19 protein-coding genes are annotated in these 15,789 nt (G+C 69.9%); 14 read left to right on the top strand and 5 right to left on the bottom strand.

Annotated elements, in window-relative coordinates:
* Window positions 1–15 precede the first annotated feature (15 nt).
* Window positions 16–723: a molybdate ABC transporter substrate-binding protein gene (gene modA / locus AC1DSA_RS23990; RefSeq protein ID WP_477893420.1), complete on the bottom strand. Its 708-nt coding sequence runs from the start codon at window positions 721–723 to the stop codon at window positions 16–18.
* Between the two features lie 287 nt (window positions 724–1,010).
* Here modA and AC1DSA_RS23985 point away from each other — a divergent pair, with 287 nt between their 5' ends.
* The 9 genes from AC1DSA_RS23985 to AC1DSA_RS23945 all read left to right on the top strand — a co-directional run bounded on the left by AC1DSA_RS23985 (window position 1,011) and on the right by AC1DSA_RS23945 (window position 8,549).
* Window positions 1,011–1,988 carry a Bug family tripartite tricarboxylate transporter substrate binding protein gene (locus AC1DSA_RS23985; protein ID WP_477893419.1) on the top strand — a complete coding sequence of 326 codons (978 nt, stop codon included), beginning with the start codon at window positions 1,011–1,013 and terminating at the stop codon, window positions 1,986–1,988.
* A gap of 169 nt (window positions 1,989–2,157) precedes the next feature.
* Window positions 2,158–2,463: a panthothenate synthetase gene (locus tag AC1DSA_RS23980; protein WP_477893418.1), complete on the top strand. Its 306-nt coding sequence runs from the start codon at window positions 2,158–2,160 to the stop codon at window positions 2,461–2,463.
* The gene (locus tag AC1DSA_RS23975) at window positions 2,454–2,837 is read left to right on the top strand and encodes a hypothetical protein (RefSeq protein WP_477893417.1); all 384 of its coding nucleotides are present in this window, start codon (window positions 2,454–2,456) and stop codon (window positions 2,835–2,837) included. The genes AC1DSA_RS23980 and AC1DSA_RS23975 overlap by 10 nt, the downstream gene beginning before the upstream one ends.
* A gap of 60 nt (window positions 2,838–2,897) precedes the next feature.
* Entirely contained in the window at window positions 2,898–3,719 is an 822-nt protein-coding gene (locus AC1DSA_RS23970; RefSeq protein WP_477893416.1) for a class I SAM-dependent methyltransferase, read from the top strand.
* 87 nt (window positions 3,720–3,806) lie between these two features.
* Window positions 3,807–4,430: a peptide deformylase gene (locus tag AC1DSA_RS23965; protein ID WP_477893415.1), complete on the top strand. Its 624-nt coding sequence runs from the start codon at window positions 3,807–3,809 to the stop codon at window positions 4,428–4,430.
* A 144-nt stretch (window positions 4,431–4,574) separates the two neighbouring features.
* Window positions 4,575–5,045 carry a (2Fe-2S)-binding protein gene (locus AC1DSA_RS23960; RefSeq protein WP_477893414.1) on the top strand — a complete coding sequence of 157 codons (471 nt, stop codon included), beginning with the start codon at window positions 4,575–4,577 and terminating at the stop codon, window positions 5,043–5,045.
* Window positions 5,045–7,243 carry a xanthine dehydrogenase family protein molybdopterin-binding subunit gene (locus AC1DSA_RS23955; RefSeq protein ID WP_477893413.1) on the top strand — a complete coding sequence of 733 codons (2,199 nt, stop codon included), beginning with the start codon at window positions 5,045–5,047 and terminating at the stop codon, window positions 7,241–7,243. The genes AC1DSA_RS23960 and AC1DSA_RS23955 overlap by 1 nt, the downstream gene beginning before the upstream one ends.
* Window positions 7,244–7,269: 26 nt before the next feature.
* Entirely contained in the window at window positions 7,270–8,079 is an 810-nt protein-coding gene (locus tag AC1DSA_RS23950) for a methyltransferase domain-containing protein (protein WP_477893412.1), read from the top strand.
* A 2-nt stretch (window positions 8,080–8,081) separates the two neighbouring features.
* Window positions 8,082–8,549, top strand: coding sequence for a methyltransferase family protein (locus AC1DSA_RS23945; RefSeq protein WP_477893411.1), 468 nt, complete (start codon window positions 8,082–8,084; stop codon window positions 8,547–8,549).
* A 24-nt stretch (window positions 8,550–8,573) separates the two neighbouring features.
* On the opposite strand, the gene add is transcribed toward AC1DSA_RS23945, so the two are convergent.
* The gene (gene add / locus AC1DSA_RS23940) at window positions 8,574–9,608 is read right to left on the bottom strand and encodes an adenosine deaminase (RefSeq protein WP_477893410.1); all 1,035 of its coding nucleotides are present in this window, start codon (window positions 9,606–9,608) and stop codon (window positions 8,574–8,576) included.
* Window positions 9,609–9,750: 142 nt separating this feature from the next.
* Here add and AC1DSA_RS23935 point away from each other — a divergent pair, with 142 nt between their 5' ends.
* From AC1DSA_RS23935 to AC1DSA_RS23925, 3 genes are all read left to right on the top strand, one after another.
* On the top strand, window positions 9,751–10,170 hold the full coding sequence (locus tag AC1DSA_RS23935) for a hypothetical protein (RefSeq protein ID WP_477893409.1): 420 nt from the start codon (window positions 9,751–9,753) through the stop codon (window positions 10,168–10,170).
* 114 nt (window positions 10,171–10,284) lie between these two features.
* A complete protein-coding gene (locus AC1DSA_RS23930; protein ID WP_477893408.1) occupies window positions 10,285–10,599 on the top strand; it encodes a helix-turn-helix domain-containing protein in 315 nt (104 codons plus the stop codon).
* Between the two features lie 102 nt (window positions 10,600–10,701).
* The gene (locus tag AC1DSA_RS23925; RefSeq protein WP_477893407.1) at window positions 10,702–10,911 is read left to right on the top strand and encodes a hypothetical protein; all 210 of its coding nucleotides are present in this window, start codon (window positions 10,702–10,704) and stop codon (window positions 10,909–10,911) included.
* Window positions 10,912–10,957: 46 nt separating this feature from the next.
* Here AC1DSA_RS23925 and AC1DSA_RS23920 read toward each other — a convergent pair whose 3' ends face one another.
* Together AC1DSA_RS23920 and AC1DSA_RS23915 are read right to left on the bottom strand one after the other, a co-directional pair.
* Window positions 10,958–11,353 (bottom strand): hypothetical protein, encoded by a 396-nt coding sequence (locus AC1DSA_RS23920; protein ID WP_477893406.1) that lies wholly within the window; start codon window positions 11,351–11,353, stop codon window positions 10,958–10,960.
* Between the two features lie 91 nt (window positions 11,354–11,444).
* Entirely contained in the window at window positions 11,445–12,161 is a 717-nt protein-coding gene (locus AC1DSA_RS23915) for a Crp/Fnr family transcriptional regulator (protein ID WP_477893456.1), read from the bottom strand.
* Between the two features lie 185 nt (window positions 12,162–12,346).
* Here AC1DSA_RS23915 and AC1DSA_RS23910 point away from each other — a divergent pair, with 185 nt between their 5' ends.
* Window positions 12,347–12,928, top strand: coding sequence for a hypothetical protein (locus AC1DSA_RS23910; RefSeq protein WP_477893405.1), 582 nt, complete (start codon window positions 12,347–12,349; stop codon window positions 12,926–12,928).
* A gap of 38 nt (window positions 12,929–12,966) precedes the next feature.
* A complete protein-coding gene (locus AC1DSA_RS23905; RefSeq protein WP_477893404.1) occupies window positions 12,967–13,230 on the top strand; it encodes a GlsB/YeaQ/YmgE family stress response membrane protein in 264 nt (87 codons plus the stop codon).
* A 37-nt stretch (window positions 13,231–13,267) separates the two neighbouring features.
* Here the strand turns inward: AC1DSA_RS23905 and AC1DSA_RS23900 are convergent.
* A partial coding sequence (locus AC1DSA_RS23900) for a glycoside hydrolase family 94 protein (protein ID WP_477893403.1) occupies window positions 13,268–15,789 on the bottom strand: 2,522 nt, incomplete at its 5' end.

Below are 15,789 nucleotides of genomic sequence, written 5' to 3'. Positions count from 1 at the left end.
GAACGCCGTCCGGCGCTAGGGTGCGCCCGGCGTCATGCCCTTTGCCTTGAGCACCGCGCTCGCCGCGGGCGTCTGCAAGTACGCGATGAACGCCTTGGCGGCTTCGGCTGCCTTGGTGTTCGCAGCGACACCCGCCGTGAACACGACCTCCTGCTGGAGCGGTGGCGGAACGGGGCCGACCACGTCGAGACCCGGCGCGGTCAGCACGTTGATCAGGAAGACGCCCAGTTCGGCCTCGCCGCTGGCAACCGCTTCCACGACCTGCGCCGGCCCGGGCTGTGCCTTCGTCTTGGCCTTCATGGCTTCGCCGACGCCCAGGCTTTCGAACACGCGCAAGACCTGAGCACCGGCTGCGCTCGCGGGGATGGTGGCGATGGATCGCGCGTTCAGCAGCGTCTGCTTCAGCGCTTCGGGGCTGCTGATGTCGGGCTTGGGCGCGCCCGATCGCACGGCCACGCCGAGCCCCACCCGCGCAATGTCGATGGTCGGCCCCGCCGCGAACTGAGCTTGCGCAGTGGAGTCCTTGAAAACCTCGCGCGGCACGACTCCGAGGTCGAACGGGCCACCCGTTGACGCCATCTTGATCAATTCGGGCGTGGTGCCGAAACGCATGACCACCGTATGACCGGAGGCACGCTCGAACTGCGCGGCGAGCTCCTTCATCGGCGCGGTCATGGCGCCACCCGCCAGGACTTGCAGTTCGGCGGCCTGCACCTGGGTCATGGGTGATGCGAACAAGGCGAGTCCCAGGAGGGAGACAGCGAGCGTCCGGACGATGGGTCTTGCGAGCGCGCCGGCAGTGCCGCGCCGAAACACGGCAGGGTCCAGGAACGGGAAGAGGAAAGTGGGCCGCATCGAAGTCGCCTCGCGATTGCATGGATCGGCTGCGGGAACACACGATCAGCGGCAGCAGATCGCAGCTTTATAGTCGCCCCCACGCAGTCGGGCAAGACGTGGTGGGAACGCCATGGCTCGCCCCGTCATGCCGGCCCACCGCAAGGAGATGCTCGATGAACGCTCCGGTCCACGCCCTCGCTTCCCTGGTCGCTCTCGCACTGCTTGCCGCCCCTGCGCACGCGCAGACGTCGCGCTTCCCCGATCGGCCGGTGAAGTTCGTGGTGGCGTTCGCACCCGGTGGCAACATCGACACGCCGGTTCGCATCGTCGCGGCCAAGCTGAGCGAATTCTGGAAGGTGGCGGTCCTCGTGGACAACCGTGCGGGCGCCGGCGGCACCATCGGCACCGACTTCGTGGCCAAGGCACCCGCGGACGGGTACACCCTGGTGGCCTGCGCCAGCGCCACGCACGGCGTCAACCCGGCGTTGAACAGGAAGCTGCCGTACGACGCGGTCAAGAACTTCTCGGCCATCTCGCTGATCGGCTCCGCGCCCAATGTGCTGATCGTGCCGCCGAACTCGCCGATCAAGACGGCGCAGGAGTTCCTCGCCTACGCGAAAGCCAACCCCGGCAAGTTGTCGGTCGCGACCGCGGGCAACGGCTCGACGCAGCACTTCTCGCTGGAGATGCTGAAGGCGATGTCGGGCACCGACATCGTGCATGTCCCGTACAAGGGTGGTTCGCTAGCGCTCGCCGACGTGATGGGCAACCAGGTGCCCGCTGCCATCACCGGCCTCCCCACCGCGGTGTCGGCGATCAAGGCCGGCAAGGTGCGCGCGCTGGCCATCACATCGGCGGAGCGGTCCCGGCATGTGCCCGACCTGCCCACGATGGCGCAGGCCGGCCTGGCCGGCTACGAGTTGACCACCTGGACCGGTCTCTGCGCACCGGCGGGCACGCCCCGCGGCATCGTCGAACAGATCAACGCCGACGTGCGCCGTGCCCTGGAGTCGCCCGACACGCGCCAGCGGCTGCTGGATGCGGGGGTGGAGCCGACCTCCTCCTCCTCCGAGCAGTTCGGCAGCCTCATCGCCAGCGAGGTGGCCCGGTTTTCCAGGATTGCGGCGTCCGCCGGCATCACGGTCGAGTAGTGCGCACACGCGGGCTCGACGGGCCCTGGGCTGCTGCAGGCTGCAGCTCGACAGGCCGCGGATGCCGCAGGTCGGGAAAGCGTGCGGCGACTTGCCAGAGCGCCGCTTCGCATTGCTGCGCCCGGGGCCTTGTCCTATGCTCAGCCTCGCAACCGACAGAGGTGATCCCATGAAGATGCTGCTGACAGTCGCGATGCCCCATGAGCCCTTCAACTCCCTCGTCAGGAACGGCAAGGTGGGCGAGATCCTTGGGCGCATCCTCGAAACGATCAAGCCCGAGACGGCCTACTTCACGGAGCAGGACGGAAGACGCGGCGGAATCTTCGTCGTGGACGTGCAGAACCCGTGGGACGTGCCCGCACTTGCAGAGCCCTTCTTCCTCAACTTCCAGGCGGACTGCAAATTCCGCATCCTGATGAGCCCGCAGGACCTGCAAAAGGCCGGCCTGGAGGAGATCGGCAAGAAGTGGGCGTGACATCCGCCAGGCAGATCGCGGCGCTCCTCGGCCCCACCATGGTGGCGACGCTCGTTGCCGAATTTCCGCTGGTGCACCCCCACCTGTACGACGCGCAGATTCCACCGGTCGTCTTCCTCACTGGCGTCCTGATGTTCGTCGCCGGCCTGGCGATCGTTCGTGCCCACAACGTCTGGGCGTGGAATTGGACGGTGCTGGTCACCCTCTCCGGCTGGTTCTTCCTGCTCCTGGGCTTGGTCCGGATGTTTGGCGCCGGCCAGTACCGCCAGCTCTCCGCTGCCGCAAACTCCTGGGTGTTTGTCCTGCTCGAAGCCTGTTTGCTGGTCGTGGCTCTCTTCATGACGGTCAAGGCCTACGGTCGAAGCGGCGAGTAGCGGGGTCGCTGTCAAGCGTGAGAATGGGGCTTGCAACCGCAAGCGATCAAGGAGACCGCCATGGCCTCAACCCCATCCTTCGGTGACTTCGAGCTGGCCGGCTGGCAGGACGAGGCCACGGCCGCAGAGTACGACCGGCATCTCTCCCTGGTGACCACCCAGTCGGCCGAGGCCCTGCTGGACGATGCCGGCGTCGGCACGGGACACAAGGTACTGGATGTCGCCACGGGCGCGGGCTACGTCGCAGCCGCCGCCGCTCGACGCGGCGCGCAGCCGCTTGGCATCGACTTCTCGGCGACCCAGGTCCGCCTGGCACGACAGCGGTACCCGGACCTTCGCTTCGAACAAGCCGATGCCGAAGCGCTGCCCTTCGAACCGGCATCGTTCGACGCCGTCGTCAACGCCTTCGGTTTCTGTCACCTGCCCCACCCGGACCTGGCGCTGAAGGAGGCGTTCCGGGTGCTCAAGCCCGGTGGCCGGATGGCTTTCTCGGTCTGGGACCTGCCGGGGCGCACTCTCGTGTTCGACGCGTTCTATTCCGCCATTCGTGCGCATGGCTCCATGGATGTCGGGCTGCCCGCCGGACCGAACTTCTTTTTCTTCAGCAATGCGGAGGACAGCCTCCTGGCGCTGCGCAACGCCGGATTCGAGAGCCCCACGTTCCGGCAGGTTCCGCAAGTCTGGCGCGCCTCGGATCCGGACGAATTCTTCGCGGTGGTGTCGACCGGCACGGTGCGCGCGGCTGCGGCCCTGCGGGCGCAGAGCCCGCAGGCGCAGCAGGCCATCCGCGCATCGATGCGGCAGGCCCTGTCCGCGTACCGGCGGGACAGCGGGTGCGAAGTGCCCATGCCGGCGGTGGTGGCGGCGGGCGTCAAGCCCTGACGCCTCGGCTGTCCCCGTGGATTCGCCCATTCCATTGCGCGATACTCGCGCTGACCTCTGAAGGCCGATCCACTCAAGGAGCAAGCCATGTCGATTCTTGCGATCGCGAAGATGGGGCATCCGATGCTGAAGCGGATCGCGGCGAAAGTGGGCGATCCCACGGACCCTGCCCTCGCGCGCCTCTGCGCGGACATGCGCGAAACCCTCGAGGACATTGGCGCGAGCGGCCTCGCGGCGACCCAGGTGTTCGTCGACCAGCGCGTCGTGGTCTACCGCGTTGGCGCCTCGAGGATTCCGGCCGGCTCGGGTCTGCAGCCGGTTCCATGGACGGTGATGGTCAACCCCGTGATCACGCCCCTGACCTACGAGAAAGTCGACGTGTGGGAGCGCTGCCTGTCGATTCCCGGATTGCACGGAAGAGTGCCGCGCTACCCGAGGATCTCGATCCGCTATCAAACCCTGGAAGGCGCCAACGTCGAGCAGGAGGCCCACAGCAGTTGGGCGGCGCTGCTGCAGCACGAATGCGATCACCTGGACGGCGTGCTGTACCCGATGCGGATGGAAGACTTGTCGCTGCTCGCCTTCAACGAGGCGCCCGGTGCGCTGGCCGAGGAAGCGGCCACGCGGCCGGACCGGATCGATCCCCTGTTTCTCGATCTGGTCGAGCGGTGGCCGGCCCGGGCACGATGGCAGCGTGCAGCGGGCCATTGAGGTGAGGGGCTTGGCCCGCATCGCAATGCCTGGGGACCCGTTGCGCTGAACGCGTCCCGGCCCAGGGCGACGGCCCTTGCGCTTCCCCGATTGCCCCCGCCCGCCCCCTGTCCTATCCTCCCCCCCACCCCCAGGAGGCCCCGCATGGCGCAATACCGGCTGACGGTCAACGACCGACCCCAGGACGTGGAAGCGTGGGACGGCGACATGCCGCTGCTCTATGCCTTGCGCAACAGCCTGGGCCTGCATGCGCCCAAGTTCGGCTGCGGGCTCGGCCAGTGCGGCGCCTGCACCGTGCACGTCGAAGGCCAGCCGGTCCGCTCCTGCCTGGTGAAGCTGTCGGACGCGGTGGGCAAGCGCATCACCACCAACGAAGGCCTGGGCACGCCGGAGAAGCCCCATCCCGTGCAGGCCGCCTTCATCGCCGAGCAGGCTGCGCAGTGCGGCTACTGCACCAACGGCATGGTGATGTCGGCGGCGGCCCTGCTGGCGCGCAACCCGAAGCCGACGCGCGAACAGGCGCAGGCCGCGCTGGCCGGCAACCTGTGCCGCTGCGGGTCGCACGACCGCGTGCTGCGCGCCATCGCCCGCGCCTCGGGCCAGGGAGAAGCATGATGGACCTGCGCCGCCGCCAACTGCTGCAGGGCAGCGTCTGCTTCGTCGGCTTCTCGCTGCTGGGGCACGCCCTCCCTGCCGCCGCGCAGGCGCAGGCCGCACGCGGCCCGCTGCCGCTGGACCAGGTCGATGCCTTCCTGGCGCTGCGCCCGGACGGCACGGTCGTCGTCTATTCCGGCAAGGTGGACCTGGGCACCGGCCACCGCATCGCGATGCGCCAGATGGTGGGCGAGGAACTCTCGCTGCCGGTCGCGCGCATCGATCTCGTCGAAGGCGACAGCGCGCTCACGCCCAACCAGGGGCCCACCGCGGGAAGCACCGGCGTGATGCGCGGCGGCGTGGAGCTGCGCCGTGCCGCCGCCAGCCTGCGCGAGGGCCTGCTGGCGCTGGCCGCGCCCAGGCTGGGCGTCGAAGCCGCCACGCTCAAGCTGCAGGACGGCCGCGTGCTGGCCTCCGACGGCCGCGCGATCGCGGTGGCGGACCTGGCCGGCGGCGCACCGTTCAAGATCCCGATGAACGCCAACGTGCCGCTGAAGAAGCCGGCGGACTTCCAGCTGATCGGCAAGCCGCTGCCGCGGCCCGACATGCCGGACAAGATCACCGGCCGCCACGTCTACATGCACGACTTCACCCTGCCGGGCATGCTGCACGCGCGGGTGGTGCGTCCGCCGGCGGTGGGCGCGCGCGTGCTGGCTGTCGACGAGTCTTCGGTGGCCAAGCTGCCCGGCGTGCGCGTGGTGCGCATCCAGGACTTCGTCGCCGTCGCCAGCCCGGACGAATGGGCTGCGATCCGCGCCGCGCGCGAGCTGAAGGTGCAGTGGAGCGACAGCGCCACCCTCACCTCGCACGAAGGCGTGCTGGCCTGGGCCAAGGCCGGCCCGTTCGGGTCCGAGGAGACGATCGTCCAGAAAGGCGACGCCAGCCGCATCGGTGCGATCGCGGGCGCGCCGCAGCACGTGCGCTCCGCCTACTACTGGCCCATGCAGTCGCACGGCTCCATGGGACCCTCCTGCTCGGTGGCCGACGTGCGCGCGGACGGCGCCACCGTGTGGACCGCCTCGCAGGCGAGCCACCGGCTGGCCGTCTCCTGCGCCGCCGCCCTGGGACTGGAGCAGGCCAGGGTGCGCACGATCTACCTGGACGGCGCCGGCTGCTACGGCATGAACGGCCACGACGACGCGAGCGTCGAGGCGGCCATGCTGTCGAAGGCGCTGGGCAAGCCGGTGCGCGTGCAATGGAGCCGCGAGGACGAACTGGGCTGGGACCCCAAGGGCCCACCGCAGCTGCTGGAGATCAGCGCCACGCTCACGCCCGAAGGCCGCATCGATGGCTGGAACACGGAGATGTGGGTGCCGCGCGCGACGGCCAACCTGGCCTGGATCCCGCTGCTGTCGCCGCAGGCGGCCGGCCTGCCGCAGCCCAAGGGCCAGGCCACCGGGCTGGTCTCGCAAAACGGCGATCCGCCCTATGCCGCCAAGGCGGTGCGGGTGCACGCGCACTGGCTGGACAACGCGCCGCTGCGCCCGTCCAACATCCGCGCACCGGGCAAGGTGGCCAACTGCTTCGCGGTCGAAAGCATGGTCGACGAACTGGCGGCGCAGGCGCGCGTGGACGCGCTGGAGTTCCGCCTGCGCGACCTGGCGCAGCCGAGGGGGCGTGAGGCCGTCGAGCGGCTCGCGAAGCTGATGAAGTGGGCGCCGCGGCCGTCGCCCGCGTCCGGCTCCAACGCACCGCTCGCGCGCGGCCGCGGCATGGCCTACATCCACTACAAGCACAACGAGACCTTCGTCGCCATGGGCATGGACGTGGAGGTGGACCGCCGCAGCGGCGCGGTCCGCGTGCTGCGCGTGGCCTGCGTGCACGACTGCGGGCTGATGATCAACCCCGACACGGTGCGCGCGCAGGTCGAAGGCAACATCCTGCAGACCCTCTCGCGCACGCTGCACGAGGAAACCACCTTCGACCGCAGCAAGGTGACCAGCGTGAATTGGGAGGCCTACCCGCTGCTGCGCTTTCCCGAAGTGCCGCGCCTGGACATCGAGCTGGTGCAGCGGCTGGACCAGCCACCGCTGGGCGCCGGCGAGGCAGCCTCCGCTCCGGTGCCCGCGGCGCTGGCCAATGCGGTGTTCGATGCGACGGGCGTTCGGCTGCGCTCGGTGCCGTTCACGCGGGACCGCGTGAAGGCGCTGTTCGCCTGACATCGCGAACTTGACGATCCACGCACATGCCGGACAAGCCGACCTCCTATCTGCTCGCGGGCCAGACCAGCGAACTGGAACGCCTGCAGTTGCAGTCGCGCGTGTGGGAGCCCGCCGGCAAGGCATTGCTGGCCGAACTTCCGGACGGCACCGGCAGCCGCGTGCTCGAAGCCGGCTGCGGCGTGATGGGATGGCTGCGCCTGCTCAGTGAATGGGTGGGGCCCACGGGCGAAGTCGTGGGCTCGGACGTCGACCCGCAGATGCTGGGGCGCGCGCAGGAGCTGGTGCGCAGCGAGCGGCTCGCCAACGTGCGGCTGGTCGAGGACAACCTCTTCGACAGCAAGCTGGCGCCCGCGACCTTCGACCTGGTCCACGCGCGCTTCCAGATCGCGCCGCTGGGCCGCGCCGATGCCCAGGTGCGCAGCTACCGCGGCTTGCTGCGCCCCGGCGGCACCCTGGTGCTGGAGGATCCCGACATGGCGTCGTGGCGCGTCAACCCCGATGCGCCGGCCGTGCAGGAACTGATCGCGCTGATCGACCAGGGCTTTCGGCCGGCGGGCGGCAACTTCAACGCGGGGCGCGAATTGCCGGAGCTGCTGCGCAGCGTGGGCATGAAGGCCAAGCTCAGGGCCCACGTCGTTGCGCTGGAGCCCGGACACCCCTACCTGCGCCTGCCCCTGCAGTTCGCGACCTCGCTGCGTCCGCGCCTCGAAGCCATCGTGCCGCCGGCGGAACTGGCCACGCTGCTCCAGCGCGCAGAGGCGGAGCTGGCACGCCCCGGCACGTGGGGCACGACCTTCACGCTGATCCAGGCTTACGCCCAGGCGAGCGCTTGACCATGCCCTTCACCCGCCTCGAGCACAAGCTGCCGCCACCGCTGGTGGCGCTGTGCGTGGGGTTCCTGATGTGGGTCGCGGCGCACTTCACCGAGTCCGTTCCCCTCCCCTTCGGCGTGCGCGTGGCCCTGGCGGTTGCGCTGGCCTGCGCCGGCCTGGGGATGGCCATCACGGGCGTCGTTCAATTCCGGCGCGCGCAAACCACCACCAACCCCTTGCATCCCGAAGCCGCCTCGTCCCTGGTGCGCGACGGCATCTTCCGCTTCACACGCAATCCCATGTACCTCGGATTGCTGCTCATCCTGCTGGGCTGGGCCGCGTACCTGGCGAGCCTGCTGGCGCTGGTGCTCGCGCCGCTCTTCCTGTTCTACATGGACCGCTTCCAGATCGGCCCGGAGGAGCGCGCGCTGTCCGAGCGTTTCGGCAGGGAGTTCGATGCGTACGCCGCCCAGGTGCGGCGGTGGCTGTAGAGCGGGATCAAGTCGGCAGCGGCTTCACTGGGCGCTTGACGGCGTCCCGGTCCACCGCGACAGCGCTTCGCCCAGTCTCGCCTTCACGTCGGCATGCGCAAAGCTCGCCTCGATCGAATTCCGCGCCAGCGTGCGCAGAGTGTCATCGGTCCAGCCGAACGCCTGGCTGCACAAGGCGTACTCGCCGACCAGGCTGGCGCCCAGCAGCACCGGATCGTCGGTGTTGATCGACACCTTGACGCCGGCGCGGCGCAGGCGGTCGATCGGATGCTCCTCGATGCGGGGGTAGACATTCAGCCGCAAGTTCGAGGTCGGGCAGATGCCCAGCGGGATCTGCCGGTCCACCAACAGGCGCACGAGGTCCGGGTCTTCGATCGCCCGCACCCCGTGGTCGATGCGGTCGGCGCCCAGCAATTCGATGGCGTCGCGCACGCCTTCGGGTCCGCTGGACTCGCCGGCATGTACGGTGCGGCGCAGTCCGGCTGCACCCGCGCGCCGGAATGCCTCTGCGAACCGGGCGCCGGTGCGCCCGGCCGCGGCCTCGTTGCCGTCGATCGAGAGCGCCACCACGCGCGGATGCCGCAGGGCCACCAGGGTGTCCACCAGTTCGGACGCGGCGTCCGCCGACTGCGTGCGCAGCAGGCTGATGCACAGGCCCACCGGCGGCAGCCCGTCCTCTTCCGCGGCCGTGAAGCCGGCGTCGATCGCATCGATCATGGCGGGGAGGCGACCGTGCCACGCATTCCAGTGGGTCGGGTTGACGATCACGTCCGCATAGCCCGCGCCGTTGTCCGCCAGCCGCCGGGCATAGCCATAGCTCAATTCGGCCAGCCGGTCGCGGGTCGACGCCAGGCCGCAGGCCCAGTCGAGGAAGTGCAGGAAGTCGGCCAGGCCATCGAACTCGAACAGGTGGTCCCGCGGCCGGGGCATGGGCACGCCGGCTTGCGCCGCCCATTGCTCCAGGACGACGGGCTCGAAGCAGCCTTCGAGATGGGCGTGGACCTCCGCCTTGGGCAGGCCGCGCAAGTGGTCGGTGGAAAGGGTCTGCGGGTGGGGCACGAGGGACTCCGTAGGATCGGACAGGGGCGCGGCGCTTCCATGCAGGCGGCGCAGGCGACAGCGGAGCCTACCAAGGCGCCGTGACGCGTGCGACACTGCCGCACCCAGCCCGCAGCCAGCACCTGCCGAGGAGACCAGGGACATGCCCGGAGCCATGATCGCCGCCCTGTTCTTCACCGTGGCCTTGCTGGTCACGACGACGTACTTCATCCTGGGCTCGATCCCGCTGCTCGTCCTGAAGCACGACACACCGCTGGACGCGCGCTTCGTCCGTGGCTTCTTCAACATCTACTACCGCGCCGCCGTCATCACGGCCAGTGCAACGGCGATCAGCTATGCGCTGGCTGGTCGCGCGGCGCTCGCGATGGGCGCCGCCGTGCTCGCGTTGATCGCCCTCGCCCTGCGCAAGAGCGTCATTCCCAAGATGGACGCGCTCGGCGCCCGGATCGAGTCCAGCCCCATGGATGCGATCCCGGGCTTCCGCAAGACCCACCTCACCGCCATCGCGATCAACATCGCCCAGCTGGTCGCGATCGTCTGGAGCCTGACGACGCGGCTGTAACTTTCCCTGCTGCTGACAGCCAGGTGCGCCTCAACAGGCCGTCTGGGCAGCTATGCGCCTTAGGCGTATAGTCCACCCATGCTCACGGTCGCGCGAAGTTGAAGGAGATCCGCCGTGCCCTCGAAGACCAAGCCCCTCACTGAAGCGAAACTGCGCGCGTATGAATCGAAGCGCGATCTGGCGGCCGAATTGCTCGAGTCCGTGCAACAGATGAAGGCCGGAAAGACCCAGGTCGTCTCTTCGCCAGCCGTCGAAGCCCGCGAGCGCACGGGTCTGTCCCAATCCCAGTTTGCGGCCCTCCTGGGCGTTTCCGTGCGCACCCTGCAAGGCTGGGAGCAGGGGCGCAAGCAACCCAGTGGAGCGGCGAGAACGCTGCTCACCATTGCACGCACGAATCCAAAGGCATTGCTCGCCGTGGCAGGCAAGTAGCGCAGCGTGGGGGCACAACAAGGCGATCAGCGCAGCTAACCGTCACGGGCGTGCCGCGCAAATGCGGACAGTGACTCCGTCGCTTGCCAATGGAACGCAACCATGCCCAAGAACTTCTCCAAGTGCGAAGCCTTTTGGGCGCAGGTCGTCCGATCGCTCTCACCGAACGACCCCCGCAGATCGGCCGTGCCCGACGCGTTCGGATTCGGCGGCGAAGGCCAGCTGGCGGATGAGCTCGCGATCCTCGGGGTTGCCGTGGTCGTGATGTTCCTGCGTCGCCGGTTGCATCGCGCCGGGAGGCCTGCTGCCTGACAGGCCGGGACGGCCAGGGCGGCATGCGCAATGCCGTGGGAACGGGTCAGGTCGGGCCGTCGGCCTGGCGCGCGTAGAGCACCGCGTCCGCGAGGCGGTGGTAGCGGAAGCCGGCAAAGCTGTAGGCGCGGCCGTCGAACTGGATGCCCAGCGACGCCATCAACACCTGTTCCGCATCGGTCGGTGGCGCGCCAACCGGGGCCGGCGCGGGCTGGCCACCGTCATCCCCTTCGTTCGCACCGGGTCGCGTCCGGCGCGCATGCGCCAGCGCATCGCCCATTTGTTCGTAGCGGTAGCCCGCATCGCCACCTTCGCGGCGCGCGCCGCTCTCCGCCCCCTGGCGCTCGTCCTCGCCCGGCGGCGGGCCCCCTGCTTGGGACGGGGGGTCGGCGGCGGCGGACTGCTGGGGGAGGTCTCTGGAACGGCGGTGCTGGTTGCTCATGGAGAGCTCCTTCGGTACAGCCCGCAATGTCGGCGCTGGCCGGCTGCGCGTCTGTACGCGGCCGCACCGTCGAGGCAAGTGCTGACGACGCTTACAACTCCGTCCGCACCGCAAGAAGGCGTTCGTATTCCTTGCGCACGACGGCATAGCACTCGCAGGTGCGCAGTTCCAGGCCCGGGCGATCCAGCACCGTGATGCGGCCGCGCTGGTACTGGATCAGCCCGGCGCGCTGCACGTTCAGGGCCGCCTCGGTGACCCCCTCCCGGCGCACGCCCAGCATGTTGGCGATCAGTTCCTGCGTCATCACGAGTTCGTTGCCCTGAAGCCGGTCCAGGCTCAACAGCAGCCAGCGGCACAGTTGCTGGTCCAGGGAGTGATGCCGGTTGCACGCCGCGGTCTGCACCATCTGGGTGATGAGGGCCTGCGTGTAGCGCAGCAGCAGGTGCAGCACGGCGCCGGAGCGGGTGAACTCGTCCTTCAGGAACTGGGCCCGCATGCGGAAGCCCTCGCCGGCGCTTTGCACCACCGAGCGGCTCAAGGTGGTCTCGCCGCCCATGAACAGCGAGATGCCCAGCATCCCTTCGTTGCCGACCACCGCGATCTCCGCCGATGCGCCGTCTTCCATCACGTACAGCAGCGACACGATGGACGTGGTGGGAAAGTAGACGTGGCTCATGGCCACGCCGGACTCGGAGAGGACCTGCCCCAGCGGCATGGTCACCGCTTCGAGCTGGGGCAGCCAGCGCGCCCGCTCCTCGGGCGGCAACGCGGCCAGGAGGTGGTTGTTCAGCGGATCCGGCTTGCTCATGACGCCCTTCGACATCGTCGGCAGCCGCATGCCGCCAGGGTGGCAGCACTGCGAGCTGCAGGCGCTTTTTTCCAGTATAGGGCGGCAGGCTCATCCGTGCGCAAGCGCACAGACGCCGGCGCGGCGATGCTGCATCGTGCATGGACCGGCGGTGCGAACGTCGCCACCGGATGCAAGGAAACGCATTGAACAACTTCAGGATCTCCCTGGTGACGCTGGCCGCCGGCCTGGCGGTCTGCACGGGGGTTTCGGCCCAGGTCTTCGCCCGCAGCGACCACCAGGCCCGCCAGGAAGCGATCGCGCTGCGCGACCGGTCGGCGCAGGCCGCCTGCGCGCGGCTGGCCGGCCAGTCCAGAACCGTCTGCTTCGCGGAAGCCGACGCCGAGGACAGCATCGCGCGGGCCGATCTCGCCGCGCAGTACCGGCCCTCGGCGAAGGCGCGCCACCGCGCCCTCGTCGTGGCGGCGGACAGCCGCCTGGTGCTGGCGAAGGTGCGCTGCGACGACCGGCCCGGCAACGCGAGGAACGGATGCCTGGCGCAAGCACTCCAACTCCATACATCCGCCCGCGCCGATGCGACGGCGCGGCTGAAGACGTTCGAAGCGAACGCGATGGCGGCCGAACAGTCCGCCGAGGATCGCGAAGAAGCGGCGAGCGATACCTTCGCGGTGCGCTACGCCGCAGCCAGGCTGCAGTGCGACGGCTACGTCGACAAGCTGCGCGAGCTGTGCCTGCAGCAGACGCGCGACCACTTCCTCAAGCTGTAGCTCCGGCGCGAGGACCCCGTTTTTTCAAGGAGAAGCATATGAACATCATCGTCTGGCTCGTCGTCGGTGGCCTGGTCGGCTGGGTCGCCGGCCGCCTGGTCGGGGGAACGAGCGGCGTCGTCATGAACGTCGTCGTCGGCATCGTCGGCGCCTTCCTCGGGGGCTGGCTGCTCGGCCCGATGCTGGGGGCCGGCACCATCAACCAGGGCGACTTCAGCATGGCCAGCCTGGTCGTGTCGCTGCTGGGTGCCGTGATCCTGCTGGCCGGGGTCACCCTGCTTCGGCGCGCGACCTCGCGTTGAGCCTCGCCGGCCGGCCCCCGCGGCCGGCCGTTTTGCTTCAGCGGCGCGCGATGCGCACCCGCACGGCGTGCGCGGTGCCGTCGTCGACCAGCGCCAGCGCCTCCCCGGCCACCAGCCGGCCGTCGAGCTCGATCGCCGGAGGCGCGCCCTCTTCCCCTGACACTTCGATCTCGATCCGGTAGGCGGTGTCGCGGAACCGGTAGTCGACCGCGAACGACTCCCAATGCGCCGGCAGGCACGGCGCGATCGCCAGCCACGCGCCCTGGTCGTCCGTGCGCAGCCGCAGTCCCAGCAGCGATTCGAGCACCAGGCGGTACATCCAGCCCGCCGACCCTGTGTACCAGCTCCAGCCTCCGCGCCCCGTGTGCGGCGGCATGCTGTAGATGTCCGCGGCCACCACGTACGGTTCCACCTGGTACACGGCGACCTCCTGCGCGGTGCGGCCGTGATTCAACGGGTTGATGATGTCCATCAGCTGCCACGCCCGGCGGCCGTCGCCCAGCGCCGCGAACGCCATGGCCGCCCAGACCGCCGCATGCGTGTACTGGCCGCCGTTCTCGCGCACGCCCGGCAGGTAGCCGGCGATGTAGCCCGGGTCCGGCCCCTTGCGGTCGAACGGCGGGTCCAGCAGCTGCACCAGCATCGCCTCCGGGCGCACCAGCCGCGCCGCCAGCGCATCCATCGCCTCGCGCGTGCGCGCCGTGTCGGTCGGGCCGTCCAGCACCGACCAGCTCTGCGCCACCGCATCGATGCTGCATTCCGGGCTGTCGTGCGAGCCGAGCGGCGTGCCGTCGTCGAACCAGGCGCGGCGGTACCACTGGCCGTCCCAGGCCGACACCTCCAGCCGCTCGCGCAGTGCCTGCCGCTCGCTGTCGCAACGCTGCGCCAGGGCGTCGTCGCCGCGGCGGCGCGCGAGCGGCGCGAACTGGCGCAGCACCTCGCACAGGAAGAAGCCGAGCCACACGCTCTCGCCGCGGCCGGCGTGGCCCACCCGGTTCATGCCGTCGTTCCAGTCGCCGCCGCCCATCAGCGGCAGTCCGTGCGCGCCGAAGCGCAGGCCGTGCTCCAGGGCGAGCGCCGCGTGGCCATAGAGGCTGGCGGCGCGGCCGGAGCGGCCCGGCTGGTCGTAGTAGGACTCCTGCTCCGGCGCCAGCGCGCGGCCTTCCAGGAAGAACACGTTCTCGTCCAGCACGCCGGTGTCGTTGGTGGCCTCGACGTAGCGGCACAGCGCCAGCGGCAGCCAGAGGTAGTCGTCGGAGATGTGCGTGCGCACGCCGTGCCCCCAGGGCGGATGCCACCAGTGCTGCACGTCCCCTTCCTGGAACTGGCGGCCCGCGCAGGTCAGGAGCTGTTCGCGCAGCGCCTGCGGGCGCGCGTGCACCAGCGCCATCGCATCCTGCAGCTGGTCGCGGAAGCCGAAGGCGCCACCCGACTGGTAATGGCCGCTGCGCGCCATCACGCGGCAGCCCAGCGTCTGGTACACCAGCCAGCCGTTGGCCAGCAGGTCCAGCGCCGGATCGGGCGTGCGCACCTGCACCGCCCCCAGCACCTGCCGCCAGTGCGCGTGCACGTCCGCCAGCGACTGCTGCACGACGGCGCTGCCACGGAAGCGCCGCACCAGCTGCTGCACCTCGTCCACGCTGCGGCCCATGCCGAGCCGGAACGTCACCTCGCGCGACTCGCCCGGCGCCAGCCGCACCGGCACCTGGATCGCGGCGCACGGATCCAGCGCGACGCCGCTGCGGCCCGACAGGTGCGCGCGGCGCATCGCGGCGGGACGACGCAGCGAGCCGTTGCGGCCGATGAACTCGGTGCGGTCGCAGGTCATCGTCCCGGCCAGCCGGTCGGCCTCGTCGACGTCCAGGAAGCCCACCCAGTCGCCGAAATGGTTGCTGTAGGGGTTGCGCGCCAGCACGGCGCCGCTGTCGGTCGCCACCTCGGTGTGGATGTGCGGCGCGGTCTTGGCGCGCATGTCGCCCAGCACCCACTCCACGTAGGCGGTCACCGAGAGCTGGCAGCTGCGGCCGCTGTCGTTGCGCAGCACCAGCCGCGAGAACTTCACCGCCGCGTCGGTGGCGACGAACACCGTGAGTTCGCTGTGGATGCCGCCTTCATCGTGCTCGAACACGCTGTAGCCGAAGCCGTGCCGCGTGATGTAGGGTGAGCTCAGGCCGCCGGCATCCGTGCCCTCGGCCGTCGGCAGCGACGTGGGGTGCCAGACCTTCCCGGTGTCCTCGTCGCGCAGGTACAGCACCTCGCCGCAGCCATCGATGACGGCGTCGTTGTTCCACGGGGTCAGGCGCAGCTCGTGCGCGTTCTCGCACCACGTGTAGCTGCTGCCGCCATCGGACACGACGGTGCCGAAGCGCGGGTTGGCGATCACGTTGACCCAGGGCGCGGGCGGCCGCTGGCCGGGCGGCGGCGCCACCACGTACTCACGGCCGTCGGGCGCGAAGCCGCCGATGCCGTTGTCGAACAGCAGGGCGGGCCGCACCGGCGCCACGGCCGGCGCCATCGGCTCGGGCGGCCGGGTGAGCGCGAGCGGCGCGACCCGGCGCT

The organism is Ramlibacter sp. P4_H7, from assembly GCF_056400765.1.
Note: the sequence above shows the minus strand (reverse complement) of the source record. Positions and strands in the feature narration are given on the sequence as shown.